This window comes from Shewanella inventionis (assembly GCF_019931735.1).
Classification (GTDB): domain Bacteria; phylum Pseudomonadota; class Gammaproteobacteria; order Enterobacterales; family Shewanellaceae; genus Shewanella; species Shewanella inventionis.
Map to the genome: position 1 here is coordinate 3,342,234 of NZ_CP082926.1, position 25,395 is coordinate 3,367,628.

The 25,395-nt window shown below is 42.4% G+C and carries 39 protein-coding genes and 1 pseudogene; 4 read left to right on the forward strand and 36 right to left on the reverse strand.

Annotation, left to right across the window (positions count from 1 at the left end):
- Positions 1-47: 47 nt before the first annotated feature.
- The 19 genes and pseudogenes from K8B83_RS14750 to K8B83_RS14835 all read right to left on the reverse strand — a co-directional run bounded on the left by K8B83_RS14750 (position 48) and on the right by K8B83_RS14835 (position 11,003).
- Positions 48-512 carry a phage tail tube protein gene (locus tag K8B83_RS14750; protein WP_223417677.1) on the reverse strand — a complete coding sequence of 155 codons (465 nt, stop codon included), beginning with the start codon at positions 510-512 and terminating at the stop codon, positions 48-50.
- Between the two features lie 84 nt (positions 513-596).
- Complete coding sequence (locus K8B83_RS14755; protein ID WP_223417679.1) at positions 597-965, reverse strand: DUF3168 domain-containing protein; 369 nt, start codon at positions 963-965, stop codon at positions 597-599.
- Positions 962-1,426, reverse strand: coding sequence for an HK97-gp10 family putative phage morphogenesis protein (locus K8B83_RS14760; RefSeq protein WP_223417689.1), 465 nt, complete (start codon positions 1,424-1,426; stop codon positions 962-964). The genes K8B83_RS14755 and K8B83_RS14760 overlap by 4 nt, the downstream gene beginning before the upstream one ends.
- Before the next feature lies 1 nt (position 1,427).
- Positions 1,428-1,790 carry a phage head closure protein gene (locus K8B83_RS14765; RefSeq protein WP_223417694.1) on the reverse strand — a complete coding sequence of 121 codons (363 nt, stop codon included), beginning with the start codon at positions 1,788-1,790 and terminating at the stop codon, positions 1,428-1,430.
- Positions 1,790-2,086, reverse strand: a complete 297-nt coding sequence (locus K8B83_RS14770; RefSeq protein ID WP_223417696.1) for a head-tail connector protein — start codon at positions 2,084-2,086, stop codon at positions 1,790-1,792. Before K8B83_RS14770 ends, K8B83_RS14765 begins: the two co-directional genes overlap by 1 nt.
- Before the next feature lie 27 nt (positions 2,087-2,113).
- Complete coding sequence (locus K8B83_RS14775; protein WP_223417698.1) at positions 2,114-2,371, reverse strand: hypothetical protein; 258 nt, start codon at positions 2,369-2,371, stop codon at positions 2,114-2,116.
- Between the two features lie 85 nt (positions 2,372-2,456).
- Complete coding sequence (locus K8B83_RS14780; protein WP_223417699.1) at positions 2,457-3,647, reverse strand: phage major capsid protein; 1,191 nt, start codon at positions 3,645-3,647, stop codon at positions 2,457-2,459.
- A 12-nt stretch (positions 3,648-3,659) separates the two neighbouring features.
- A complete protein-coding gene (locus K8B83_RS14785) occupies positions 3,660-4,514 on the reverse strand; it encodes a head maturation protease, ClpP-related (protein ID WP_223417701.1) in 855 nt (284 codons plus the stop codon).
- Between the two features lie 3 nt (positions 4,515-4,517).
- Entirely contained in the window at positions 4,518-5,819 is a 1,302-nt protein-coding gene (locus K8B83_RS14790) for a phage portal protein (protein WP_223417706.1), read from the reverse strand.
- On the reverse strand, positions 5,816-5,977 hold the full coding sequence (locus K8B83_RS14795; RefSeq protein WP_223417708.1) for a hypothetical protein: 162 nt from the start codon (positions 5,975-5,977) through the stop codon (positions 5,816-5,818). The genes K8B83_RS14790 and K8B83_RS14795 overlap by 4 nt, the downstream gene beginning before the upstream one ends.
- On the reverse strand, positions 5,974-7,722 hold the full coding sequence (locus K8B83_RS14800; protein ID WP_223417713.1) for a terminase large subunit: 1,749 nt from the start codon (positions 7,720-7,722) through the stop codon (positions 5,974-5,976). The genes K8B83_RS14795 and K8B83_RS14800 overlap by 4 nt, the downstream gene beginning before the upstream one ends.
- Entirely contained in the window at positions 7,679-8,188 is a 510-nt protein-coding gene (locus tag K8B83_RS14805) for a phage terminase small subunit P27 family (RefSeq protein ID WP_223417714.1), read from the reverse strand. The genes K8B83_RS14800 and K8B83_RS14805 overlap by 44 nt, the downstream gene beginning before the upstream one ends.
- 11 nt (positions 8,189-8,199) lie before the next feature.
- Positions 8,200-8,532, reverse strand: coding sequence for an HNH endonuclease (locus K8B83_RS14810; RefSeq protein ID WP_223417716.1), 333 nt, complete (start codon positions 8,530-8,532; stop codon positions 8,200-8,202).
- Positions 8,529-8,714, reverse strand: a complete 186-nt coding sequence (locus K8B83_RS14815) for a hypothetical protein (RefSeq protein ID WP_223417718.1) — start codon at positions 8,712-8,714, stop codon at positions 8,529-8,531. Before K8B83_RS14815 ends, K8B83_RS14810 begins: the two co-directional genes overlap by 4 nt.
- Positions 8,707-8,964: an HP1 family phage holin gene (locus K8B83_RS14820; RefSeq protein ID WP_223417720.1), complete on the reverse strand. Its 258-nt coding sequence runs from the start codon at positions 8,962-8,964 to the stop codon at positions 8,707-8,709. The genes K8B83_RS14815 and K8B83_RS14820 overlap by 8 nt, the downstream gene beginning before the upstream one ends.
- A gap of 8 nt (positions 8,965-8,972) precedes the next feature.
- Positions 8,973-9,161, reverse strand: a pseudogene (locus tag K8B83_RS21785) (hypothetical protein); the annotation flags it as partial.
- Positions 9,079-9,603 carry a hypothetical protein gene (locus K8B83_RS14825; protein ID WP_223417722.1) on the reverse strand — a complete coding sequence of 175 codons (525 nt, stop codon included), beginning with the start codon at positions 9,601-9,603 and terminating at the stop codon, positions 9,079-9,081. The pseudogene K8B83_RS21785 and the gene K8B83_RS14825, both read right to left, overlap by 83 nt.
- A gap of 237 nt (positions 9,604-9,840) precedes the next feature.
- Entirely contained in the window at positions 9,841-10,353 is a 513-nt protein-coding gene (locus K8B83_RS14830) for a glycoside hydrolase family protein (RefSeq protein WP_223417724.1), read from the reverse strand.
- A 353-nt stretch (positions 10,354-10,706) separates the two neighbouring features.
- Positions 10,707-11,003 (reverse strand): hypothetical protein, encoded by a 297-nt coding sequence (locus K8B83_RS14835; RefSeq protein WP_223417726.1) that lies wholly within the window; start codon positions 11,001-11,003, stop codon positions 10,707-10,709.
- Between the two features lie 524 nt (positions 11,004-11,527).
- Between K8B83_RS14835 and K8B83_RS14840 the strand changes: the two genes are divergently transcribed.
- Together K8B83_RS14840 and K8B83_RS14845 are read left to right on the forward strand one after the other, a co-directional pair.
- A complete protein-coding gene (locus K8B83_RS14840; protein ID WP_223417732.1) occupies positions 11,528-12,094 on the forward strand; it encodes a hypothetical protein in 567 nt (188 codons plus the stop codon).
- A 67-nt stretch (positions 12,095-12,161) separates the two neighbouring features.
- Complete coding sequence (locus K8B83_RS14845) at positions 12,162-12,692, forward strand: hypothetical protein (RefSeq protein WP_223417734.1); 531 nt, start codon at positions 12,162-12,164, stop codon at positions 12,690-12,692.
- A 190-nt stretch (positions 12,693-12,882) separates the two neighbouring features.
- Here K8B83_RS14845 and K8B83_RS14850 read toward each other — a convergent pair whose 3' ends face one another.
- The 17 genes from K8B83_RS14850 to K8B83_RS14930 all read right to left on the reverse strand — a co-directional run bounded on the left by K8B83_RS14850 (position 12,883) and on the right by K8B83_RS14930 (position 23,611).
- On the reverse strand, positions 12,883-13,203 hold the full coding sequence (locus K8B83_RS14850) for a hypothetical protein (protein ID WP_223417736.1): 321 nt from the start codon (positions 13,201-13,203) through the stop codon (positions 12,883-12,885).
- Between the two features lie 39 nt (positions 13,204-13,242).
- Positions 13,243-14,499: a Y-family DNA polymerase gene (locus tag K8B83_RS14855; protein WP_223417738.1), complete on the reverse strand. Its 1,257-nt coding sequence runs from the start codon at positions 14,497-14,499 to the stop codon at positions 13,243-13,245.
- Complete coding sequence (locus K8B83_RS14860; protein ID WP_223417740.1) at positions 14,487-14,915, reverse strand: LexA family protein; 429 nt, start codon at positions 14,913-14,915, stop codon at positions 14,487-14,489. Before K8B83_RS14860 ends, K8B83_RS14855 begins: the two co-directional genes overlap by 13 nt.
- A gap of 115 nt (positions 14,916-15,030) precedes the next feature.
- Complete coding sequence (locus K8B83_RS14865; RefSeq protein WP_223417745.1) at positions 15,031-15,777, reverse strand: DUF4145 domain-containing protein; 747 nt, start codon at positions 15,775-15,777, stop codon at positions 15,031-15,033.
- A 67-nt stretch (positions 15,778-15,844) separates the two neighbouring features.
- A complete protein-coding gene (locus K8B83_RS14870) occupies positions 15,845-16,168 on the reverse strand; it encodes a DUF4406 domain-containing protein (protein ID WP_223417752.1) in 324 nt (107 codons plus the stop codon).
- A gap of 243 nt (positions 16,169-16,411) precedes the next feature.
- Entirely contained in the window at positions 16,412-17,017 is a 606-nt protein-coding gene (gene orn, locus K8B83_RS14875; RefSeq protein WP_223417753.1) for an oligoribonuclease, read from the reverse strand.
- 72 nt (positions 17,018-17,089) lie between these two features.
- Positions 17,090-18,313, reverse strand: a complete 1,224-nt coding sequence (locus tag K8B83_RS14880) for a tyrosine-type recombinase/integrase (protein ID WP_223417755.1) — start codon at positions 18,311-18,313, stop codon at positions 17,090-17,092.
- 29 nt (positions 18,314-18,342) lie between these two features.
- Positions 18,343-18,912, reverse strand: coding sequence for a hypothetical protein (locus K8B83_RS14885; RefSeq protein ID WP_223417757.1), 570 nt, complete (start codon positions 18,910-18,912; stop codon positions 18,343-18,345).
- The gene (locus tag K8B83_RS14890; RefSeq protein ID WP_223417759.1) at positions 18,912-19,502 is read right to left on the reverse strand and encodes a hypothetical protein; all 591 of its coding nucleotides are present in this window, start codon (positions 19,500-19,502) and stop codon (positions 18,912-18,914) included. Before K8B83_RS14890 ends, K8B83_RS14885 begins: the two co-directional genes overlap by 1 nt.
- A 48-nt stretch (positions 19,503-19,550) precedes the next feature.
- Complete coding sequence (locus K8B83_RS14895) at positions 19,551-20,048, reverse strand: hypothetical protein (protein WP_223417761.1); 498 nt, start codon at positions 20,046-20,048, stop codon at positions 19,551-19,553.
- Positions 20,048-20,362 (reverse strand): hypothetical protein, encoded by a 315-nt coding sequence (locus K8B83_RS14900; RefSeq protein ID WP_223417767.1) that lies wholly within the window; start codon positions 20,360-20,362, stop codon positions 20,048-20,050. The genes K8B83_RS14895 and K8B83_RS14900 overlap by 1 nt, the downstream gene beginning before the upstream one ends.
- Positions 20,340-21,092, reverse strand: a complete 753-nt coding sequence (locus K8B83_RS14905) for an ATP-binding protein (RefSeq protein ID WP_223417777.1) — start codon at positions 21,090-21,092, stop codon at positions 20,340-20,342. The genes K8B83_RS14900 and K8B83_RS14905 overlap by 23 nt, the downstream gene beginning before the upstream one ends.
- Before the next feature lie 2 nt (positions 21,093-21,094).
- The gene (locus tag K8B83_RS14910) at positions 21,095-22,012 is read right to left on the reverse strand and encodes a replication protein (RefSeq protein WP_223417784.1); all 918 of its coding nucleotides are present in this window, start codon (positions 22,010-22,012) and stop codon (positions 21,095-21,097) included.
- A 51-nt stretch (positions 22,013-22,063) separates the two neighbouring features.
- The gene (locus K8B83_RS14915) at positions 22,064-22,597 is read right to left on the reverse strand and encodes a hypothetical protein (protein ID WP_223417786.1); all 534 of its coding nucleotides are present in this window, start codon (positions 22,595-22,597) and stop codon (positions 22,064-22,066) included.
- Positions 22,598-22,652: 55 nt separating this feature from the next.
- Positions 22,653-22,871: a hypothetical protein gene (locus K8B83_RS14920; protein WP_223417788.1), complete on the reverse strand. Its 219-nt coding sequence runs from the start codon at positions 22,869-22,871 to the stop codon at positions 22,653-22,655.
- Complete coding sequence (locus tag K8B83_RS14925) at positions 22,868-23,374, reverse strand: phage regulatory CII family protein (RefSeq protein ID WP_223417794.1); 507 nt, start codon at positions 23,372-23,374, stop codon at positions 22,868-22,870. Before K8B83_RS14925 ends, K8B83_RS14920 begins: the two co-directional genes overlap by 4 nt.
- Before the next feature lie 18 nt (positions 23,375-23,392).
- Positions 23,393-23,611, reverse strand: coding sequence for a Cro/CI family transcriptional regulator (locus K8B83_RS14930; RefSeq protein WP_223417796.1), 219 nt, complete (start codon positions 23,609-23,611; stop codon positions 23,393-23,395).
- Between the two features lie 136 nt (positions 23,612-23,747).
- Between K8B83_RS14930 and K8B83_RS14935 the strand changes: the two genes are divergently transcribed.
- Together K8B83_RS14935 and K8B83_RS14940 are read left to right on the forward strand one after the other, a co-directional pair.
- The gene (locus K8B83_RS14935) at positions 23,748-24,473 is read left to right on the forward strand and encodes a S24 family peptidase (RefSeq protein ID WP_223417798.1); all 726 of its coding nucleotides are present in this window, start codon (positions 23,748-23,750) and stop codon (positions 24,471-24,473) included.
- Between the two features lie 25 nt (positions 24,474-24,498).
- Entirely contained in the window at positions 24,499-25,395 is an 897-nt protein-coding gene (locus K8B83_RS14940; protein ID WP_223417800.1) for an exonuclease domain-containing protein, read from the forward strand.

Below are 25,395 nucleotides of genomic sequence, written 5' to 3' on the forward strand. Positions count from 1 at the left end.
CTTATTTAATAACGCTCACTTTTTACTGTGAGCGTTCATGAGTGCTATTAGGTTTTAGGAACCAAAATGGGGTCACCAGACACTTGAATACCTACTGTTGACTTAACGACATCGTTTTGAGCAAAACCAAATGGGTAGGCGGTCATAAATCCTTCGAATGTAATCCATGTTCTTGTTGCTGGTAGAACAAAGTCATCGTCTAATGAGGTTGGCGCAGTGCCAACTGCGTCAGACCAGCCTAACGCCCACTTTAGCGTGGTACCGGCCGTTTTTAATTGGTGTAAACGTAAATGGCTAGGGTTTTTAGGATCGACATTTATGCCAAATGTTGCCGCACCCGGCGACTTAAGGCCTGATACAAATTCACGCGCTAACGCTTCTAATGGGGTGGTTTCGATTGAATCGACGGCACTGTCGATACCATCGATACTGGTAACGGCAGTAATTGCCAAAACTGCGCCGCCGACGGGGTCGATTGCGTAGAGCTGGGTGCCCTGTGTTTTCATACTCATATTTTTGCTCCTAACAAACGCCTTACGGCAGATAAAAAAGCCCCTGCATTTGCAGAGGCTATTAATAGATAAAGCTGGACTAAATTATCGGGTGACTATCCAATCCACATCAAAACTGTGTCGATAATGGCCTGTTTGTTCATCGCGGCTGTCGCCGTTATAGCTTGTGGTGTAGGCATCTAGCTCAATGGCGAAACGTATCGCATCACCAACATCGGTTGCGGATGAACCGGACTCGGCATACACATCAATTTGCAGGCTAAACATGTCTGTGTCTGGCCTGTCTGACATGTAGTTGTCAGGGTTACCGCCGATGACTTGCCAAACAGCATAAGGTTTGGCTACGTTCTGCGGAGCCTGACCAAAAGGATAAAGCCGCGTGGGGTTAGTGCCCAGAAGTTGTGTTACGGCATCACTCGATGCGCATAAATAAAAGATGGGTGCACTACTCATGACAACGCCTTATCGAGCTCTTTTTCAAATTCGGTGACAAACTTATCTGTTACTTGGTTAACATTATTCGCTAAGGCTGGGCGCATAAATGGATTTGCTTTTGAACGTTCTGTACCGAGTTCAATTAAGTGCCAGTGTGGTGTATTTCCTTTGGCCCCCTCGTCCTTGTTTGGTACAGGAATACGACCTCGTTTACTGGCGACCCCTACCCGATACATGATCACCCCTTTTTGACGAAAAAGCCTGCTAGCAAACTGCAAGGTGATGTTGTCTCGAATGCGGCGGCCAGTCTTTGGATCATCTACTGCAAGCGCGTTTTGCTGAGCGGCTTTTTTTACAATACCAGTCGCTTTGCGCAACGCTGTGCGGGTGCCTGTATCATTAACCGTTTGGCTTACCTTGTTCATTTTTGCTTTGACATCTTTTATACCAAGCAAACTAAATTTAAACTCAGCTGGCATATTAAGCCCCTTGATTAACACCGTCTTTACAGCGTAAACGCCACTCTTGACGCCCTGTTAAGTCGGTTTCAATTGAGTGGATGTCGTACACTCTGCCATTCCACAATATGCGGCACTGATAAAATAAACTGATGTCGATGGGAAACCAGCGCAAATTAATTCTTGCGGTGGTTTCAGATTGTTTGGCATCCGCGGCAATAAATTCACGCCCGGCGCCTGTTAGCACTTCAGCTGGCAGATTATTGAGCGGCGTTGAAGCTAATAGGTAAGTTTGCCAACCGGTTAACTCTTCGCCTGATTGCGGATCTTGTGTTTTTACAGGCAGTTGTATATGAATTCGATGACGTAGTCTGTGAGATAACATTACACGCCCCAACCTGTTCGATACGGAGTTAATTTTATTTCAGCGGCTAGACGCAATTTGGCAACGTCATCTGGTGCAGCTTGATAGTTTGCTTGTAGCAATATCATTACCCCCATAGTCACGCTAGGCGGTAGCTTTCCTGTGCTTTCTACAATCAAATTGGTTAGGGAGTCCCTTCCCAAAAATTGACAGGCTTCGTCTTCAGCGGCATCAAGCAAAAGTTGTAGCTTTTCATCATCGGCATCATGAATGACATCAAGATATGGTTTTGCTTGAGTTAATGTTATAAGTCCCACTGCAGACTCCTGCTTAATTTAAAATAACTATTTTGATTTTTTGCCAGAGTCAGCCTTAGCCTTTAATGCTGCTTCTTCATCTGCTTTAGCTTTTAATGCTGCGGCTTCTTCGTCAGCTTTAGCTTTTAATGCCGCAGCTTCATCGTCTGGGGCAAGCTCTACCATTCCAAGCGCTTTTAGTTCATTGAAGTTATGCTGTTCAACCTCAAATGGTTTTGATTGTTTTGTTTTGACTTCTTTTACGAAATAAAACGATTTCAGTGCAATAGCCATAACAGTAGCCATGGGGTTCTCCTATTTAAAAACAATAAAGGCTGAACATTGTCAGCCTTATATTGATTTACTTGTCAGTTAAGTGATTAAGTAGCAGTTATACGAAAGTAAAATCGCCAGTCACAAATGCTTCAGGGCGATATACGGCTAATGCTAAGCGCTCTTCTGCACGGATACTGACCATATTGTTTTCGAAGTCTTTGTCGTTCTCTGTAGAGATTAAGACTTCAATGTCCATGCGGTCGTAAATCTGTGCACCCATTTGGAAGGCACCCACTAAAAATTCATTTTGAATAATTGATTGGGTTTCAACGACTGGGCGGTTCCAAAGCGTTGGTGAGGTTTGCCCCTGCGGCTTACCGATCAGGTAATTTTTATTACTGTCTTTGAGCATTTCAATGATTGCCCAATCGATAGGGTTTAAGACAATGCCGTCTGCTGCATACTCAGCTAATGCCGCTTGCAGTAATGCTAAGCGAATGCGGTCAATATGCTGCTCTGTGTCTACCGTTGCACCAGTGGGTTTAACGTAAGCGCTGGCTTGTGGAATAATACCGTGCAAATTAGCACCTGTGTTATTGCCGTACAGTAATTGCATTTCTTCTTTGAGCATTAATCCGTATTTAGCACGGGCATTAATAAAGCTTTGCAGTTGTTTTGCATCGTCTAAAATTTGGCGAGAGCCTTTAAACATGTGCGCGATAGTGCGAACTGCATTGTTAACCAGACTAAAAGTAATGTCTGAATACGGTTTTCCAGTGTTTTCTGCTACAACATCAGCATTGTTGGTAAAACCTGTCTCTTTAACATATTCAACGCTGTTACTTTCTGTTTCACCTGGTGCGATTAAGTCACGAATGGTGAGTCGACGTTCTGGGCCTGCAACAATACCTGCCATACGATCTGGCCGCACTAACGCCCCACCCGAACCACCGGCAGAGGTAATGGCTGAGCGTGGCATACCAACACGACGACTACCACGAAATGAGCTATTTACGCCTTCCATTTCTTTGTCGTTAGCAACACGCTCACCAATCGACATTTCGTATTCTTCTTCACGACTTTCTGGGCCTTTTAACAGCTTTTGCTCTGCTTCTTGCAAGCGAGATTGTAATGCACCCTGCTCAAGTAAAAGTTTATCCACTTTATCGCGAGTTTCCGCATGCATTTCACCAGATGCTTTAATTTGCTTGTTAGTTTCCTCTGCGGCTGATTTAATTTGATCGCCGATTTTTGCTAGGTTAGTACCTAACTCTTCAACTTGTTGTTCAAAATTTGGACTTGGCATAATCGCCTCCGATTAGTTAATTAAGATTGTTTTAGACGCATTGATTAATGCGCTTAGATCTGGGGCGACAGCGTTTTGCGTATCGGACACATCAGCATTGTGCGTGATGCCGCCAGTAGCGCTCGGCGTACTGGACTTTAAATCTTGTAGTAGTTGACGACGTTCGCTGCGAGGCACACCAGCTTTAGCCATGGCCGCATCCACTTTACGAAGCGAGTTTGCATTGGAATTGTCACTTGATTCGCTAATCTCATCTGCAGATAAGGTGCCTGATGCGAAACCCAGTTCGACCGCTTTTTTGCCACGAATAAAAGATTCTTCATCCATCATTTTGGCAATCGTCTTTTCACTTTGACCGCAACCTTCGACATATAAATCAACCATGGCTGCGTCGAACTCTTCCATGTCATCGGCAACGTTACGCAGTGCATGGCGATTGCCTACTGTGTATACCCAACAATTGTGGATCATCAAAAAAGCAGAACTGGCAACAAATCTGGCGCCGTCGGAACCGGCCATATAAATAACAGACGCTGCTGAAGCGGCAAGACCAAGCACCTTGGTAGTCACTTTGCCTTTGTGCTCAAGTAAGCGATTGTATATAGCAATACCCTCGAACATATCGCCACCTGGTGAATTGATGTACACCGTCACATCATTGTCATTACCAATACTGCGAAGTGCGGCATCGATACGCTTGAGAGTGACCCCTTCACCGTACCAGTCTTCGCCGATAATGCCGTAAACGGTAATGGTCGACTCGGTGTTTTCAACGGCGGCTTTAATGGCTGGGTTCCACAGTTCTTGCGCACGCGGAGAGATATCGCAGCGCACTCCGCTCTGCGTAAAACTTTTTGGAAAAGGCATGGTTTACTCCTGCTTGTCTTGATTTAGCCAGTTCATTAACGCTGATTGCGCTTTGTCTGATTCTGACTGGACGCCAAGTTTGTCGATGGGTGATAAGTTGGTTTGAACCGTTAGCACGTCTGCATTACCGCCTCGACGCGGCAAGTTTTCTTTAACCCGGCAGTCATCACGAGTGTAAATGCCGTTTTGAGTCATTTTGCTGTAGAACTCGGCACGTGATGTGCTATCTCCACGAAGTAATGCTTCTAGGTTGTACTGTGCATATTGGGTTTGACGCTGAACTGGCGTAAGTAAATTGATGTAAATTGATTGTTCGATGCGGCGTATCCATGATGATAATGTTAAGGTTACAAAACCAATCATCTTCTGCTCTAACCCTGTGCCCCAGTTGCTATCTTTACCGCCATAACCAATAAGTGATGGGTCAACTAAAAACCAACGGCAAATTTCTTCTACGCTGTGATTTCGAGACTCAAGCAACTGGGCATCTATGGGATTAATACCAATTAACTCTGGTGTAATACCTTGTTCTAACACAGGGGATTTACCCGCATTCATCGCGCCAGTGATGGTTTTGACATATTCACGAAATTCAGTTCTTTGCTCTGGCCTTAATACCCGATCAACTTTAAACGCAACGGTTTTTGTCATTCCGTTTTTAAAGGTGTTGGCACTGACATCTTCTGCCGACATGGCCCCACCAAACACGTTGGCACCGTATGAGATGGTGGATAAACCAATTAGGCCGTCTAACGAGAATGCTGGGATATGCATCATGTTTTGTTTGAGGATTTGGCGTTTTTTACCCTTGCGGCTTGTATACCAGTAAATCAAACTGCCGTTATCAGCTAAGTCCACATCCACTCTATGTGGCATTAAAAAATCCAGCGCAATGATTTCGTTACCAGAGCGATGAACTTCAATAAAGGCATTACCTCGCAAAAGCATTGAGGCTAAAACAGCTTCCCAGAATTGCATTGAAGTCATGTCTGCATTAGGACGATGGCTTAATACATTGGATAAGCTACTTTGAACTTGGCGTCTCCCACCATCTGATTGGCGTTCATACAAACCTAGTGGCAACATGGCTACTGTTTCAGAGATACGTCTTACACATGCCCACACTGCGGCTAGCTGCATTGCGGTGTTTGCATTGACAGTTTTACCCGTTTTGGACGTGGCCATTAATTGCGACCAAAAATCACCGTCAGTTAGGCGTAATGTTTTACCCATGAAACTGTCAAATGACGCAAAAGGTTGATTGGCAGCTTTTGCAATTGCATGGGTTAGTGAGTTTGGCTTCACGCTGTCATTCCTTTACGTAAAAATGAAGCGCCAGCAAATGAAAACACTGATGCACTGACTAAGGACCAACCAAGGCCGAATAGAATATATGTGCCAGCAACGGCCAGTAATGAACCTGACAACGCTAAGAATATGAATACTGCGAGTGGTAAGTTCATGAGTAAATTGGGTCCCGTATTGCCTCTAACCAATCTTCATCGTCATCAATGCCTTCAGACTCTAAGGCGGTGCCCACTGACATAGCTGCAGCAACCACACCATCGATGCGACCGGTTGATTTTTTCTTGGTGAATATTCGATTATCTTTGGCATCTGCTTCAAGCACTGCGCTAGCGGCATTCCACCGAAGACATGGATTAACTTTTATTCTGATTTCTTTGTCAGTGATCAGCTTTTCAAATAGTTCGATAGACCTTGGCATCCACAGATTTGATTCAGACGCCTTGTAATAACCTTGACCATGTTTGACCAGAGGGATGTAGACATTTGCTTCTACTAATACAGGTTCGAGGTAATTAATACGGTATTGGTCGAATCCAATACATTTAATGTCGAACTGTGCTGATAAATCTGCGATGCGTTCAGCAACAAAACTGTAGTCAACGGCATGACCTGGCGGCGCGTGGATAAACCCTTGCGTTAACCACGCTGTATAGGGCACATTGTCCGTGCGTTCACGATCTAAAAGCGTGTCTTTGGGTGTCCAAAACTCGACAAGTAACGTTTTAATCCGTGGGAAATAAAGTCCGAGCGCGGTTAAATCTCGAGTACCCGATAAATCTAAGCCACCGTAACACTCTTCACCGATGAGTTCGTTAATGTCGATATCGTCTTCACAATCTGTCCATGTGTCTGCTGATAACCAAGGCGATGCTGAATCAACCCACTGACAAAAGTTAAGCCGCCTAACGATGCTTTCTTTTGCTGGCATGCCCTTGGCTTGGGTAACCTGTTCACGCAAATATTTATGAGTGAAAGTATGCCCAAGCGATGGATTTGCCTTTGGCCAACAACTTTCATCATTGATGGGGTCATCGCCTTCGTCTAACGAGCAGATAAATGCAAAGAACGAATCATCTTCTTTGGTACCGGCACAAATTGATTTACCGTATTCATGGTATGAGTAACAAACGCTAGTTCGGTCATGACCTGAGTTGGTGATCATGAAGATCAACGCTTGCTTGCGGCCTTTGGTACCGGCTCGCATCATTTCTACAACGTTGTTATTTTTGTGTTCATGCACTTCGTCAATCAGTGCCATGTGTGGGCGTGGCCCTGATTGACCATTGTCTGAACTAATCGGCCTAAAGAACGAGTTTTTAGCGATATAAGCAAGGTTCCAGACACTTTGCCCTGTACCTGATTTTTTAAGTCTTGAGCTTAATTGTGGCGATTGATTGACCATGGAAACCGCATCGCGAAACAAAATCATCGCCTGGTCTTTTTTAGTCGCGGCTGCATACACCTCTGCGCTTGCCTCTCCATCAGCGACCAAACCGTATAAACCAATTCCGCCTGCTAACGGGGATTTACCAGAACCTTTGCCACTTTCGACATAGCACATACGGAACCGGCGAGTATTGTCTGCATCTTTCCAACCAAACAATGAGCCAACAATAAACGCTTGCCAGTCTAATAGTTGAAACGGTTTGCCTTCGTGATCACCGCCACTTAGCCTCAAGACTTTGGGGAAGAATGATATAGCCCGGTTTGCAGCGTCTAAGTCAAAATAAAGGCCACGTTCATGGCCTGTTTCTAAATCTTTTAGGTGACGTTTGCAGGCATTGCGAATGTCGGGACCTGCTAAAAACTCACCGGATACGACTTCCTTTGCCCAGCGTGTAACTCTGTCTTGATGGTTATCCGAAGAACTCGTCGATTTCTTCTTTTTTCTTACTACCATCGGTTACCTGTACTTTGCTTCTAGCGGAAGGGGTTAATCCAAACTCAACGAGATAACCTTTAAAGCGTCGGTCTGCGTCAGCTAGCATTTGCACTGCTGGATTTGCTTTCATCAGCATTTGCTCGACCTGGGTGAATTCTTGGGTTTCATCATCGACGTTTTCGCCAATGATCTTGATGCTTTGATAGGTTCTGCCGTTTTTCTTTATTTCATCACGTAATTCAAGGATTTCTGCGTAAACATCACATAAGCGCTCAAGGGCCAAACCATCGGCTAGGGTAAGAACACCCATATCTTTTAGCAGCTTGGTGAGCTTTTTCCACGCAGCTTTAGCTCTAGGGCTTAAGTGAGCTGGCATGCGTGGAATTCCAGGGGCAAGTTTTGGCTCTTTTTTATTTAGTGCGCGCTTGCCAGGATTGCCTGTGACTAACTTTAGCGCGGTGGGGGTAGCTTTTCTGCCAGCCACTTTTACCTCGCTTATTTATTCCAATGGTGTTTAGGATCCGTCGGTTGGCCACTTGCGTCAGCACCAAGCTTTACACCTCTATTCTCCATAATTTTCTTAGTGCTATCGTGACAAGGCTTACAAAGTGGTTGCCAGTTTGCAGTATCCCAAAATAGGGTTTGGTCACCTTGATGCGGCTTGATATGGTCAACAACTGATGCCCCTACAATTTTTCCTTGTTCTTCACAAAAGCAACAGAGGGGGTTACGTTTTAAAAATGTCTCTCTGGCTTTTTGCCATTTACCACCGTAACCACGCTCTGCGGTTTTGCGCTTATCATCACGCCAACTTATGCCTTTGTTCATAATGTGTTTGGTTCATCTAAATAAACTGGATCAGTGTTTTCTTCTGCATCCGCGGCCATCAGATGGTCCATTATGTCTAAATTACTGTTCACCAATTGGCTGATTGCGACTGTTTGCTGATTCAGCGCTTCGGTTTGTGCCTTTAATGCTACGATTAATTCTTTGGTTAATTCATCAGACATCAGAATCACCATGACTAATGTGGTTTTTTAACGCTTCCATCCTGGCTTTGTGATATTCACTGTCTCGCGCTTCCGCCGATTGCGTTCGTCGATACTGAACGATGAATAAAACAATCGTTGACGCAATACCAAGCAACAAGGCGATATTACTTAATGAAAGAAAACCGCCTATCGCGGTGGATATAGAAGCGATGTAACTTCCTGTTTGTACAGTTTTATCCATCATCGGCGTCATAGTTCTATTTATCATGTTTGAGCCTACTTAGTTGTAGACAAGTTAGATTGATGTTCATTAATCCAGGTCTGCAATGCGAACCAGTCAAGGTCACAAAGAGAAATCACTTCAATTAATGAATTTGTATAATTAGAAAGCTCTTGATTCGTTGTGCTGAAGTAATCCGGTACTAAGCATTGGCTTATCAGTTCCTTTGGCGGGAACACATAAACTGTCTTTGTTACGGTGACTGTTCGCACATTTGGCTGACTGCTCGAGCACCCGGTTAATATCCAAAGGAATAGGAGTGTTACTCCAAGAAATCGTTTTTTCATCGGTTGTCTCGTCAAAAATTTTCTTTAGCGCTTTATTGCTTTCTGCAAACTCATTCTTGATGGCAACTCTGTGTTGTTCTCTAGCGCTAAATGTTTTAGCCAGTAAAACCGCACTATCACGCAACTTGATTTTTTCTAGCTCGGCAGCTTCTAGCTGCTCAGTAATAGAGATCAAATCCCTTTGCAAGTTTTCCTTGGATTGCTCAGATCTGGCCAAATCACTCTTTAACAGTGCTATTTGCCCCTGATTGACCTTCAAAACTGCAACAAAACTAGCCATTATAACAATCAGCAAACCGATAACTAACGCAATGATTTTATTATGTAATGTATTGAACATTTTGATCATTCCTTCGCGCTATAAAAAAAGGTTCCATTTCGCGGTTTTGTATAAAGAGGGGAGCGAACGGTCAGGAAGCCAAAAGCCCCAAGGTTTCGACCCGCCCTCCCCATTGCAAACTCCCAACACGGCATAATAGGCGTTGATTTCAGGAGCTTTTATTAATTATTTGACATCTGAAGGGGCTGTTTTAAAACCCCTCTATAATCGTTTCTAATCGCGTTGAGCTGGGCGTGATTATCGTTGTGATTCAATGCATCGCCTGTGTCGGTCTTGGGCACGAATCCAAACCCCATAACATCTTTTATTCCCAGGTGTTGAACAATCATAACCAGCAACCGTTCGATACTGGGGCAGCAACAACGCATCACATGCCTGTATGTATTCACCATCAATCAAATGTGTTCGCATGGGCGAGGCTATCCAGCGTCCAATGCCATATTGATAAACCCAATCGACATACAGATCATATTCACCCTGGGTTAGCTCAACACCAGATAAGCTTTTACGAAATCGATTCTCATCAACTGATATGTGTGACTGAGCTGTCTGCAGTGCTTTAACTGGGGTAATCGTTTCACCCAACTTAACCGGGCTACCATCTGCATGATAAGTAGAACCAAATCCGACAGTCGGACGATCCCCTTTAACGGGTACGGTTGCAGTTGGTGAGAAACCTTCTGACACAATGAGAGTAATGAACGCAGCAGCTGAAAGACTAAGACCTGCGACTGCTAGTCTGTTTCGCATGTATACGGCCCTCGAAAATTGTCGATGGTGAAAACAAAAAGCCCCAGCAGATGCTGAGGCTTGAAAGTATTTAGTCGTTTATCGCTGACTTGCTCATTAACGGGGCGCGAACCCGACCTGCGTCATGTCGTTATCTAATAAAGAAAGAGCGACTTCTTTTCACTGACTGCGTTGATTAGTGAACTGTAGAAAGCAAAAAACCACCGGCAAGGTGGTTTCTTTAATGCGTAATTTTCACAGCATGGGAAAACGATAGACGAAAACATTAATCGGTGCAATAACTATTTTACGGTTATATAAATAAACTCGAATAAAACGGTACTAGCACTCATTACTTATCACTTAACTGATTACTAAAGGCTTTTATCTGCCTTACCTGAAAGGCCATGTTCAATGTCACTTTCAAATACATACCAAGAGTTATTCATACTATCAATGTCAGATTGCTTGTTTGGTGAAATGCCAGATGCGCTTTTTGCAGAGCTTACAGCTTCTCTCAGTTTTCCAGCTGTGTAGCCATTGAGCGAGCCAATAATACTAGACACCATAAAGTCTAAGCTCTTTGACGATATTGCCGCTTGTTTTTTGGTGGGCGAATTAGCTACTTCACAAAGTAAATCACGCAGTTTAATTAGTTTATTGCTATCCATAATCAGCCCTACTTCAGTTCATTTGATGCACAAGACTAAATCAGTATCGCAATTCGCCCAAGGCATTTAGCCTATAAAATATCTTCCTGTTTGGAAGATTCATAATGTAGCTAAAACATTTTTAATAACAACATCATTGCTTAAGCTGCCCATAAATATAATCTAGGTAATATCTTGGCGATAGAGGTGGTGTAATGGTAGGTTTAGTAGAAGTGTTTAGGTGTATTCTGAATATGCTCGCTTATTGTTTAGATTTAGCTGTATTCATTTGCTGTTTAAAGCCGTAGAACTCAGCCCCCGAAAACAGTGCTCTTCGAAGCATACATGCAAGACCTTTTTTGTTGCAAATCGAATTTGCAAGTCTAATGTACAAATTTTGCTTTGAAAAATAAGACTATTCACCGTACTATCAAAGGGTAAAAAGATATTTTAAATGGAAAAAACTATTGGTTAATCTGCTCTAGGCTGCAAGAACTGTTGAGCCTATAGCTGGAGGTCGTAGTATCAATCACAATGGAGTGTATATGGAATCATTTTTAAGAATCATGAGAGTTGCTGCTGTCAACTTCCCAGTTGCAGCCTCTTTTATTCAAATAAGTAATGAGCTTGATGCAATCAAAATTAAACAAAGACTTGATGCTTTAGAAGACCCTATCAGCGTTCTACACACAGACCTTCCAGCGTTATCTCAAGTGATTTATTTTGCTTTAGTTAAAAATGATTCATCCACATTAAATTTCAGAGATGAGATTTACACAAAATACTCAAGAGCCTTCGCTATACTCGACTCAAAAGGCTTAATTATGAAGTTTGATCAAGCAGATTCATTATATCCGGTTGCAATAAAAGTAACAGATCCTTGTTTTATTTTATATTTATGCGCCCGTTTTGAAGAAACTAAAAAAATGGATTTACTACTTTCGATTGTAGATAGTTGCGAAAGAGGTAAATGGTTGCAGGGTGCTGAAATTCAGAAAGAAATTCAACTTCCGATAGTATTTATCCAAGCTGTTTTTGATGTTTATCAAGCAAATGGTTTTGGTATATGCTCCAAAGCAATAGGAGCTTGTAGCTATTCAGCAAGCTCTTAACAACTGCCCCCTTAACTGGGGAATCTAGCTCCGTTAATCTGAATATTTAAAAATTAAGGACAATGTAATGTTCAAAGTTAAGTTAAAACTACTAAAAGTTGCAATATTTATCACACTAACCGGTTGTACAGGCATGAACGATGCAATGACACCATCTATGAACACACATAAAGACTCATTTGATGGTGCTCTCATAGTTTCTCAGGCTCCTGTGAGTTCCTCATCAAGCTTAACTGAGGGCTGGCATACTATGGGCTTTGAGTGGAATCAAAAATTTCCTGATGTAGTTTTCCTAGAAGTCGGAACAAACGGAATCACTAATGTTCAGGGGGTGGCTTTTAATGTGGACGGTGAAATAATTGAAAATATAACAGAAGCAAGTGTTCTCACAAAATATGGTAGCTGGTCTACTCGTCGTCTAGTTATGCCAATAAACGAATTTGTCAAAGTAGCAAAAGGTCGTGACGTCAAAATGAAATTAATCCAAATTGATACCTATTCGGTATCTAGTTTTGGAGCAAGTAATTCTGGTGCAGTTGTTAATTCTAAATTTCCTCCATTCCTAAATAAGCTGAAAGAGCTAGATGTGATCAAATAAAGCTAGTGCGCGAATGTTCATTTGCTAAAAAGCCACAGTTTGGTATAACAATCAACTAATTCAATACACGTATAATCGACGTATGCAGGCGTCTTAGAATTAGGGGGAGGGTTAAAAACCCTCCCTAAACCACATTAAAAACTAAGCTTATTGAACATGAAGAATCCCCTTAATAGAGATTATCCGGAATCTATTTTTTCAAACCTTCAGTTATTCTTGAGTGCACATATTTATTCATAGCAGCTTGTTGCATTTTTTCCCACGAGTTGAATGTCGTATTGTTTGTAATAAACGCCTCCCATTCATCATCAGGAATCGCCTTAAAGTCTTCTGGATTTTTAACGTCAAATCCACTCGCTATAAACAATTGATTTAAATCTGAGAAACTAGAGCATTCTCCTAAAAACTCAGGTGTTAAAATATCGCTTAATTCAACTTTGTGCGTACCATGTAAATCTTCTAAATTCTTTTTTAACTTATTTAATCCATTTGTTTCTATCTTAATTGGCATTGGTTCACTCCTTTGAATATGATGTTTAATGACATAACTTTAGCACTTTACTTTTGGCAAGCTATCCCATTTGGTTGTGTACTGGGGTGTCAATAATTGTCGTCGCATTGACCACTTCTGCTCGATGCCTTGAGCAGCTAAGAACAAAGTATCTCGTCCATATCGTAAGTTAATGCCATCAAGGGTTTTCATCAATGCATTATCCGCCTTAGTAGTGTTAAATAAGTCAAATTGTTGATACTTATCACTGCTTAAGTTAATCAGGCCCACACCTATCTTGTAATACTTAACACCTACCTTGAATAGCTTAGTTGCTGCGACAGTCGCGGCGTTCGTCATTTCAATTGTGCAGTTAGTGGGACTTGGAAAGTGGATAATTGATTTAAAACTAACGGGTTGTTCATCATAGGGCGAATTACTGGCAAATAGCAGCATTGATTTACAGCTTGAGCCTTGCCCCCTAGCCTTATTAGCTGCTATCGCGACATGCTTACTCAGTGCTTGCAGTAATGAATCAAAATCAATAATGCGCTCACCAACTGAGCGTGTCGAAAATATTTGCTGCTTATCAGCCTTAGCCTCATCCCACTGTTTACACTCTTGGCCATTGAGCTCTCGCACCGTACGTTCAATTTCGATACTAAATTGCTTTCTAGCGACTCCAGGAGGAACTTGAGCTAGTTCAAAGGCTGTTCTAACATTCATACACTCAAGTTTTTTACTAATACGTCTGCCGATGCCCCACACATCACCAACAGACATTTGTTTTAAAATACTAACCCGTTCTGTATCACTTTCTATCAGACATACCCCGTTATAACCTGGTAATTTTTTCGCAGCATGATTCGCAGCTTTAGCAAGCGTTAAGGTGGCTCCAATACCAACACAAACAGGCAGCCTGGCTTCCTTCCATACAGCGCGGCGAATCATATGCCCCTGTGTGTTAAGGTTCTTAATTGCTGGTGAACAGTGCTTAAACGACAGAAAACTCTCATCTATTGAGTACACATGTTGCTCAGGCCCAAATCTTCCAATGATTTCCATCATCTTACTTGAGAGATCTGCATACAGCTCATAATTAGACGAACACGCTATGACCCCAAGCTTAATACACAGATCTTTAACCTGAAAGTAAGGAGCAAACTTAGGAATACCTGCTTCCTTGGCTTGGCGGTTAGCCGCCACAATACAACCATCGTTATTACTTAACACTATTATGGGCTTGCCACGCCAATCAGGCCGAAACACTTGTTCGGCACTGCAGTAGAATGAATTGGCATCAACTAAGGCAAACATGCATTGCCAGCCAGTAAAGAGCAATGGTGATGAAGCCGCACAGAGCGAATAACTACCCCCTCTATGCAAAATTCATCATAGTCATGTATTTTGACAGCTTGATGCTTATCATTGGATGATAAGAGCAGCTTTCTATGTTTATCGAGGATCTTACACACAAACTCGCCATTGAAGTTTGCCACTATGACTGCCCCCTGCTGAGCGGTAATGTGGCGATCTACAATCAATAGATCACCATCAAAGATACCCGCACCTTGCATCGAGTCACCTTGTGCAACACCAATGAAAGTTGAACTTGGATGCAAAATCAGCAACTCATCTAGACTTAACCCCAACTGAGAGTACTCAGCTGCTGGGCTTTCAAAACCACTGATCCCCGCACTAGCCGGAATAGGGATAAAAGGAAATACACGCATAAACTCACGCCACTGTATATAATTACAGTGATTATAGCGCTTATGGTGTGGTTAGCAAATGCAGATTGCATGGTTGTCAGTTAAGTGATTTAGTATCAAACACAGTTACATATTTCTATTTAACTGGTCCTTTGTTTTTAATTATTCCTGCCGATAACACATCAAGCTCATCTTCTTCGGTAGGGAATAGTTTATCAAACACGTGAGCTAACAGTTTATAAGCATCAACATTATCTTTTCTACGTAACAGCCCTTCGCCATGTGTTGCGGCATTCCCAAGTAGCCTTAGGGCGTTCAACTTGTCCTTCAAAGACTGGCTTATGTCATTTATGTTTTCAACCCTTGTAGCTAAAGAAATAAATTTACCTTCAGCTGACTTATCTGGAACCTTAAGCACATCGAGCATCACCTCTACCGTTGCTCTAATCCTGTTTCCACATGCATTATCATCACAAAAGAATAAAGCAAACGACTTTTCCAACATCAGAGCTATTTCTTCAGGAACTGTAGGAGGAACGTTAAAGATTTTTATTGGTGGGTAGAAAAATATTGGTTTAATGCTAACAAAACGATTCTCTTGTTGCTGGCCGTATTCATCACAAAAATAATGTTCATCATGCTCACCAACGCCCGTTATCACTACTGTTTCTGAACATCTAGAGTTATTGCATTTGAGAAAGCCTGTAATGTTATATTTTACCCATTCATAATCAAACTCTGGGTGTTGATGTGATGTTAATGTGTTTGCTGTTTCTTGAATCAAAAGATCTTCTTTCCGCTCTAAAATACCTCTTTTGCACGTGGGGCATTCCCATTGAGGTAAATGATCCATATCAAACTTCTGTTTTAAAAATTCATCCATAAAAGGTAAACTTGTATCCGTGATTAAAAATACAAGTTAGCCTAATTATATTGAATTGATAAGTTTTTTATTTAACCCGGAAACAATGAGGTGATTCAAGCAGAACGACTGGCACATCAACAATCTTAAGCCCTATCTTCTTAGCGTAATAATACTCAGCAGTGGCGCCAGATGATTTACGCCAACCTGGTAACATAACCATCTCATTGCATGCGCGGATCATAGCAAAGCAAATATCCATGTACTGAGGTTCAGTTAACCCAACAGGTAAACTAGCTGAATGTAGCACAACACGACCACTTGATTGCAATTGCTCTGCAGCACTAAAGAACGCCTGCTTATTGATATCGATATTGCCACTGATTGGGCCTGCTATATAAGTAGCGATCATTATTTATGACATGGCGGTAACAAACTGGCAATGGCGTTATCTACAGTATTCTCTCTCCACTCATAGCTACAACAAACGCATGCTTTTAATAAATGTTCTTTTTTACAAATTATAGTGTAATCAAATGCCCTCGGCACATATTTAATGAATTCACTCATCTTGCCTTGTTGCTTGCTGGTACCTAAATTGAGGTCCTCTTCAACCCATTTAATATTGATGTCATTAGAGCCACACTTAATGCATTTATCCATTAAGACCACCAAACAACGCATTTTTATAACACTTTAGCTCTGCTATCGATTCTCGAATATCAGCCAGCGCTTCATGCTTAAATAGTTTCGCACCGACTGCCTTTTGCTCCAACTCAGGCGCCCATGCTCTGGCTGCTAGTGCGATAGCAGAGATATCTAACTGACGATAATGCAAAAATTCATGGAGGCGTGGCATTTGGCATAAGATGTACGACCGGTCAAACATGATTGAGTTACCAGCGAAAATAACGCCCTCTTTGGTTTCTCGGTTATAGGGCTCAATACCCATGGCTGTTAAGTGATCTAAAATCTGCTGCTCACATTCTGCCAATGAGTAATCGCCAAATCTAACCTCATCAAGCAAGCCGCTTTCAGTATGGGTATCTATGGCCCACTGATGTGAACGATTGATCACGCCTTCACTTTGATGAACCACAACTCTTAAAGCGCTGCCAACCTGGTTGAGCTCCCTGTCGGTGACAACAAGTGCTAATTCAAAAATTGGGTAATATTCCATCCCTAACTGACCATTATCCAAACGACCATTTAGGCCACCAGTCTCAATGTCACCGAACAAAAAATAAGGTTTATTACTCATTAAATATCTTCCCTTTGTGAAGATGTAAAAAACGACCTAAAACACCCACCAAGCCTGCGTTTCAGCCGTTCACTAAATGTGTTCTATCTTGGTACTATCTAGGTCGATTACCGAGGTAAACGGATTAAAAACCGCCATTAAATGGCCATGCCACAACTCGATTGCCGCCCTTTTCTGCTCTGCTAAATATGTGTGAATATACGCCTGGTCTAACTTGGTCATTGAGTGGTTCAACATCTGCTCTGCGACCATATAATCAACCCCTAAATCAGCCCAGCATGACCTTGCCAACTTACGTAAATCATGTGCCGTCCATTCACTTTGGCTAACCTGCTTCACCATACTATTTGCCAATCGCTCATCAATTGCACCTGCTCGCATTTTATGAGGAAACAAATAAGCCCCGCGATAACCGCCTGCCAATTGATTACGTTTATGCCAATCCAACACTTTAGACATCAACGCAGTGATTGGGATGGTTAACTGAGCCTGTGTCTTTGTGATTTCAGCAGGGATAACCAATTTAGCGTTCGCTTCATCGTAATACGACCACTTCAACAATCGGGTTTCACCAATGCGAGTTCCATAGGCCAGCATAATAAATATCAACACTGCACTATCCTTTTTAGCCTTGTCGATGTTGGTCAGCAGCTGCAGTAAATCAGTTGCTTGAAGTTTAGGCGGTTTAGTGGCAATAGGTGTTGAAATAAAGTCTGTAAAGCGAAGTGACGATAATGGGTCAACACTAATCAACTTAAGCACTGTAGCCTGTTTAAAGGCTTTACGTAAAATAGCGTAATACTGGCGAACACTGCCAATAGCGTATTTAGACTGCAGTGGCCAAATCAGTAATTCATCGACTTTATGGTGATTAAGCTCACTTAACAAAACATCCCCGAGCACAGGCAATAAATGCTTACTAATGGCACACTTAATGTTGCGTTTTCGCTTTGTCGATAAACTATTATCAGACTGCGACCGGGTTAAATACCACTCAAGCAACCCTTTGCAGCTTAGCCAGGTTGTTACGTTAATATTGTTGTCTTGCCTGTGTTGCACTGCCAACGAAGGTAAACCGTCAATAATCACCTTAGCACCAACAAGTGGCCAGCTACCTACCTTTTCCCAACGGTCTTTACCATCTTTATAGGTGATCAAATGCCAACTCCCCGCTGCGCGAGACTTTGACACTCTCAATCGCAGCGGATAACGCGGATCCCTAAGCTCAGTCACCGTGTTATCAACCATAGAACGTTTAATTGCTGCGTCACTAAATTGAATCGTTACCACTGCCATCAGTCCAACCTCATATTATTCGCGCTATTCTAGTAAAACTGAGCAACAGATATCGACTCTCTATCTTCAACCGACAGCCCACAATGAAACAAGGATTCAACCAACTTAGAGATAAGCTCAAACTCACCCATAATCACAGCCTGTTGCTTATTAACCAGGTCTGTTAACCCCTCAGCATGTACCCCACTGCCACCGCAAGCATCGCACTCATACACATAAAAAAGCGGCTTAGTATTGCCTGCTCCGTTACATACCTGGCAGCGTGGCAGACTGCGGATCTCAGACTTAACCTGGCTAACACGCTTAACCAACTGGTTGTATTTATCTAGCGATAAAACATGATTTTTACGGTATGTATCATAACGTTGCATAGCCAAAGACTGCATTGCTAACGTATTGGTCAAACGTAAATTTAAACGCTCTAACGGCTCGACTCTGTGGCTATCTGCATTACCTATTGCACTGTGACTATCTAATTCTTCTTGAATAACTCGAATACATGAATGCACTCCACATGCAGCCTCATGGCAACCCATTGACTCAAACTGTTCGGCCTCCCTGCTTAAACGAACAACCAAATCTTTTACGGTGTGGATCATTAGCCTTGACTCCCACACAAATGCTCAGCTTTGATGATGTTTAATATTTGATGCCCATAACGCTCTGCATCGTTAACCTGGCGATACAAATCATCAATTGCATCCATGTACAAGTCATAAAACACTTTACTGAATTGCTCTTGAGTCACAGTAACATTAACCAAAGCTGAGAACGTACCCGCTAAATTATCTGTGGTACTTAACCTAACGCCCGTACCGGCACAACTTGGACAACCACTATATGCATCATATCGCCTAGGCAAACGATAACCGGTACCATTACAGGTCTTACACGTTCTAGAATTACACACTTCAGCAACAACCATTAACGCCAATGCATTCGCTGCTTTTGGTTTTAAATTCTCAATAACAAACCTCGATGACAACGCCGCAATCAATGCTTTTTTCATGTCGCTGTCATTATTAACTCTAACCTCTAACACTCTTGCCCCAATTGGGAATTTTCCCTGGATCATCGCAACCACCCCAATCGCATCATCTTTACTAAAAACCCCAAAACCACCCATCACAGCCGCAATGTCGAGCGACTTAGGTGAAATCAAACAAAACAATCGCTCTAGAGATACCATTGCCAATCCTTATAAATATTCTGCAAGCGTGTAAATTAGTGCCAGTAATTAACCAAACAATGCAATCAACGCTGCATCACGGCTATCTTCATTACTGCGACCAGTCCAACCGGTAATTTTATTAAAATAGCTACTATTCTTTTTTGCCGCTTTAATTGGGCCGCGCAACGGTTTCACCAACTGAACACGAATACCGTTATCCTCGAGCACTTCTTTTATTAATCTGGCAGTGGCCTTAACCTTGCCTAAGTCCTCAGCAATACTTAAATTCACCTTCATTGCCGATCCACTCTGGCTAGGAGCATATCCAACGTATTGCAGCAATGGGTTTTGCCCCTTATTGGTTTGCTTAAGTCGTTTAGGAAAAACAGGCTTTTTGTTATCAACATCTTCAAGCAACACCGTTACCACGCCGTGTTCATGGGTTAATCCCACTACATAGGCAATCAATTCACTAAAGCCCAAACTTTTGATAAAAATGATTTTGCCGTTAACCACCACTGCAACACCGCTTTTAGTTAAATCAGGGTCTATTCCTACTTTCATCAACTCACTCCCCTGAACTGACTTGCTATGCCATGTAAATAGGTATTGGCCAGTTTTCTACCATTAGCCTTATCACTAAAAAACAATCTCACATACTCTTCAGACACTTCATGGCGCATTGATTTAGGGATAAAACGCATCTTTTTTAAAATCCATTCAATGTCTGATTTACCGTCAGCGTTTTTTTCTCGACTCCAAAACAGCGGATATTCTCTGCGTTCCAACCGATGAGGCTCGGCTTTGGGCGTTGCTTTTACCTCAACAATTGCACTGTACATGTCCGGTGAATCATCATTGATCTGCTTGAGTGCCATAACGCTTACGCCCCCTGTAGCTTGGCCAATTAAAGGGCACGGCAACACTCACCGCATCTTGCACTCGTTGATATGCTCGCTCGCCTAACAACTCGTGTAACCCCTGTTGATTCAAATTAGTGATAAACCCTGTTGGCCTGCGTCCATACAAACGCTTATCAATAATCCGGGTTAGCCACAGCACTTCATCAGCACTACCACGCTGTAAGCCAAGTTCGTCAATCACCAACAATTGTGGCTTCATAAATTCGGCAATCAGTTTTTCTTCGGTTAACGAATTGTCGCTGTAAGACATACGCAACCGAGCAAACAAATCCATTACACTGATCACCACAACCGAATAGCGCTTACGCATTAGCGCATTAGCCATAGCACTGGCTAAATGATTTTTACCGGTGCCAGGCGTACCCAAAAATAAAAAGCCTTTTCCCCCACTAAGTAACTCTTCAAACTTATCAACATAGCGCTTGGCAACATCTACAGCGCGTCGTTGTTCCTCAGTTTCAATCACATAGTTATCAAACGAACACTCTAAAAAATGGGTGTTAATCCCGCTGGAGCCCATCAACTTTTCAACAACTCGCTTTTGATGCTCTGCCGCGGCAGTAATTTCAGCCTGACGCTTTTCAGCCGCAATTTGATTACGGTCAAGCGGCTTAACACCATCAGGGCAACCCATTTTTTTTAATAACCGAGACAGTTCAGATGAAACAGATGGCATTGAATTCATAGTCATAGCTCCGTATTAAAATCGTTAGCAAAGTCAGCGTATGGGTTGTAATCACTGCGATGTGCGGGTACATGAAGCGGATTACTTGATTGATTCATCAACTGCGGCAATGGCGCCAGCCATGTTTTATTGGCAATAAACTTGGTTATGCCCAACACAAACTGGCCTGCGGCATTGATACCCCAATTAGGATCACGCTTGGCAGCAAGTGCCAGCCAATCAACCGCGGCTTGGCAGTCTTGGTCGGTTAGCTTTTCACGTTTCCATGCAGCCCATGCTGCTGAGTCAGAACCGCCTTTGCGGTGATTGGGGTATGCCTTAAAAAAATGGTTAAACGACGATTTAGCACAAATATCTTTTTGTCTTTCTTTTGTAGTATTGTCTTTCTTTTGTGGGGGTCTAGATTGACAGTTTTCACTGTCTAAACTGACAGGGCTATTGTTCAAATTGACAGTTTTTACTGTCAGTTTAGACAGGTTAGACCTGTTACTTTTTTTCGTTATTGGGGGCGAATCAGACTTACTACTCCACTCAGAAACAACTGTGTTTACACCGAGTTTTTTGCCTTCTTTTATTAAAATATTACGCTTTAACAGGCCACCAGCAATACGAGAAATATTGTTTGCATCAATGCCAGTCATTTCTTCTATTTGGCTATACGATAGCCAATCAAGCGCCTTACCAAAGCCATAAGTCCTGCGGATAACAGACATCAATACTCGGCTTTCTCTATCGCTTAATTTTGTCATACAGAGCGCGTCCACCAGCGTGTTAGACAGTCGTAAATATCCATCATCTAAGTCTGCCTTCACCACACCACCCCGCTTGCTTACATCACTCATATCTGCAATGGGCCTTAAAGGCACAACATTGCTATTCGCATCACTATTGACGCTGTCCACTGTTTTTTGTAACATCATCAAACCTCTCCGGTATTAAACCCACGGCCTCCACAGCTCTAGTGGGTTTTCTTATTTTTGAACTTTTGTTAAATCTATTGAGCACCCTGCTGCAACTAACAAATGCGCAATTCCTGTTGCACTGTTTGTCGGGCTGGTTCTTACAATTGCAGCAATTGCATCAACTTGCTGCTCATTGGTTAAACGCTCAAAATATTCTCGTTCCTCTGGTGACTCAACCACATCAACAGGTCGATAAACGAGTGGTTCATAATTAGGTTTATTGCTACTTAACAACCAATCACCTTTATTAACGCTACTCTCATGAATAAATTGATATGAATTGGGCGTGATATTCTTGTACCAGCAAATTTCACCATCCGAAGTTATACCAAAAGCTTCTGCGTCATTAGGTGCCTTCATAAAAATCACATGTGCATTACTAATAAGCTCATCAATAATCGGCATAGGTGTAACCGATGCGCAATAAGCACAGCACCCAAAAGTTTCACGCTGTTGAGCAGTAATTTGGTATTCAGTGCAATCAGGACAAAACGTTAATTCGTCTTGCTCTTCCATCGAGTTGTTATCACTTACCTGAGTCATTAGGTTTAGCTCCTTAAAACATCCAACAAAACAAACATAAAAAACGGTTTACTTATCACTTAAGTGATTTAGCACCTGTACCCAATTTTCCGTTTATTGCTAATCGCTCATAGTCATAACGGCAATCTGCATCACAAAAATGGCTAGTAGGTCCAAGAGGCTCTATGCAGTAATGACAAAAACCTAAAAATGGCAACACAGGCCTACGTACTTTTAGTGCAGCAGCAAAATGCAATTCAGCTTCTTTTGCCGCGTTATCGGCTGCATCACTCATGCGCTCACCTTTGCACTAGGCACATTTGTTAAGCTGCGAACCTGGCTACTCACTACAGCCTTCAGTGACAACACTTCTTTTACTGTGTTGGTTAACTCACGGCCTATACACTCGTATTCATCTTGCGTAATAACGCCATCGGCTCGTGATGCTCTAATCTCAGCGAGTGCCATCCCCATTTGTTCACTAATTTTTAATAGCTGGTCACTGAGCTCTTCATCACAGTTCACCGACTCAGGTAACTTAACGAACACACCACCACGGCTTTGACACCACGCAGTTAAAATACGGTCATCATTGGCAATGTCAGTAAGATGAATGGCATCACGCAAATACAAGTGATTACTGTCATTCTCTGGGTTTAACTTGTTGTACATAACACCAGGCTGCTGAAACAGCGTATGCGCTAGCTTATCAACGCCAAACTCATGGCCTAACGCATGGGCAGCATAGAGAGGATCAGTGCATGAAAGGGTGTTGCGCTTTAATGTGCGATTGCTCATGAGGAGGGATATCCTTATTTAAGATCGAGTAGAAACATCAACGGCATGAGCCGAACGTAATTCGAGTGACTTAGATGAATGAACGGTTAATTCACCATTTGTTAAGCGTTCAATTTGAAATGCACGCAACTCAGGAACGTCTTCGCCCCAACCAGAAACAGATTGGCTTTTTATTTTAAGAGCCGCAGCTGTAGCGGCTGTTCCGCCAAAAAATTTGAGGACGTCTGACTTTTTCATAAAGCCCCTTGTTGTTAGTAGTAAGAATACAACACCGATGTTAGTAGGTTTTCCTACCTATGTAAACTAAAACTACGATTACACACTCATAAATTTTGTGTAGTCTTTCCTACGCATAGAATTGAGGTTAGATAAAATGAAAAAGACAATGGGAAAGCGCATTGCCGATAGGAGAAAAGAACTTGGCTTATCTCAAGGGGATGTGGCTAAACATGTCGGCATTAATCGAGTGTCTGTTAGTAATTGGGAAACTGACGGTAAAAATGGTACCTCGCCAAAAGGGGCTAACTTAATAGCACTAACAGAAATATTAAATTGCACCCCTGAATGGCTGCTTACCGGCGATGACACAAAGGTCGTCAACACAGAGTCCAATGCCGAGTGGCATGCAGGATTTGAGCTATGGGATGGCGACACACCACTAAGGGATGATGAAGTGGCACTACCGTTTTTTAGAGAAGTAGAGTTGGCAGCCGGCAACGGCTCAACGTTCGTGCAAGAAAATGGTGGCTACAAACTAAGGTTTGCCAAATCCACATTGAAAAAAAGCCGAGTAGAACCGGAACACGCTGCTTGCGTTACCGTTTCTGGTAACAGCATGGCCCCTGTATTACGTCACGGCACCACAGTCGGTGTTGATACAAGTAAAAAAACCATCGTCGATGGTGAAATGTACGCTATTGATCATGACGGCATGCTACGTGTAAAAATGCTATATCGCACACCTGGTGGCGGTATCCGGATAAAAAGCTACAACAACGACGAGTTTCCTGACGAGTTTATTCAACCAGAAGACATGGGCAGTGTCAGTATTATCGGCTGGGTGTTTTGGTGGTCTGTACTTAACGTTTGGAATAATTAACCAAACACATATTCAAGGAATGAAAATGAACAGTGAACAAAAAGATTTTTTTGCAAAGTACCCTTACATACCCAAAAAATTTATTGCAATTGATGTTGAAACAACAGGTTTAAACGCCGGGGTTGATAAAATAATCGAAGTTGCAGCAATCAAATTTGATCTGTTATCAAACGAACATCTTGTTTTTGAAGAATTGATTAACCCAGGTTTTACTGTATCTAGCCTTATCACCAACATTACCGGCATCACTAATGCAATGCTCGAAGGCAAAGAAAGTTTCTTAGAAATAGCCCAAGATCTACATGAGTTTATAGGCGACTTACCTCTTGTTGCATATAACGCTCAATTTGATAAAAACTTTTTATTCAATGAATTCTCATTAGCTAATCTTGAACTCACCAATCCTTTCCATTGCCCCATGAATCTGTCAAAACAAGCATTTACATTACCAAATTACAAATTAGCTACCGTCGCTAAACATTGCAACGTTCCACTTGATGGAGCTCATAGAGCAAAGGCTGATGCTATTGCAGCTGGCCGTGTATTCATGTGCGCGGCAACGACACTTGGCCATATTAATGAAATTTCCCCAAAAAAGTTATCTGCCAAATCATCAGGAGCAAATCATAAAGACTACCCGCCGAATGAGCTTGGTAAACATTACGGTCAAACCATCGTCTTTACTGGCGAACTATCAATTAGCCGCGCTGAGGCATTTGAAGCGGCCGCAAAAGTTGGACTAGCAATTAAATCTTCCGTTTCAAAAAAAACTAACTATTTGATCATTGGTGAACAGAATGAAAACATAGTTGGCGCTAGCGGAATATCAAGCAAGCAGATAAAAGCCGAATCACTTATCGATGACGGTATAGACATTCAAATTCTTGATGAAGATGAATTTATGACGGTAGCAGAAGAGTAA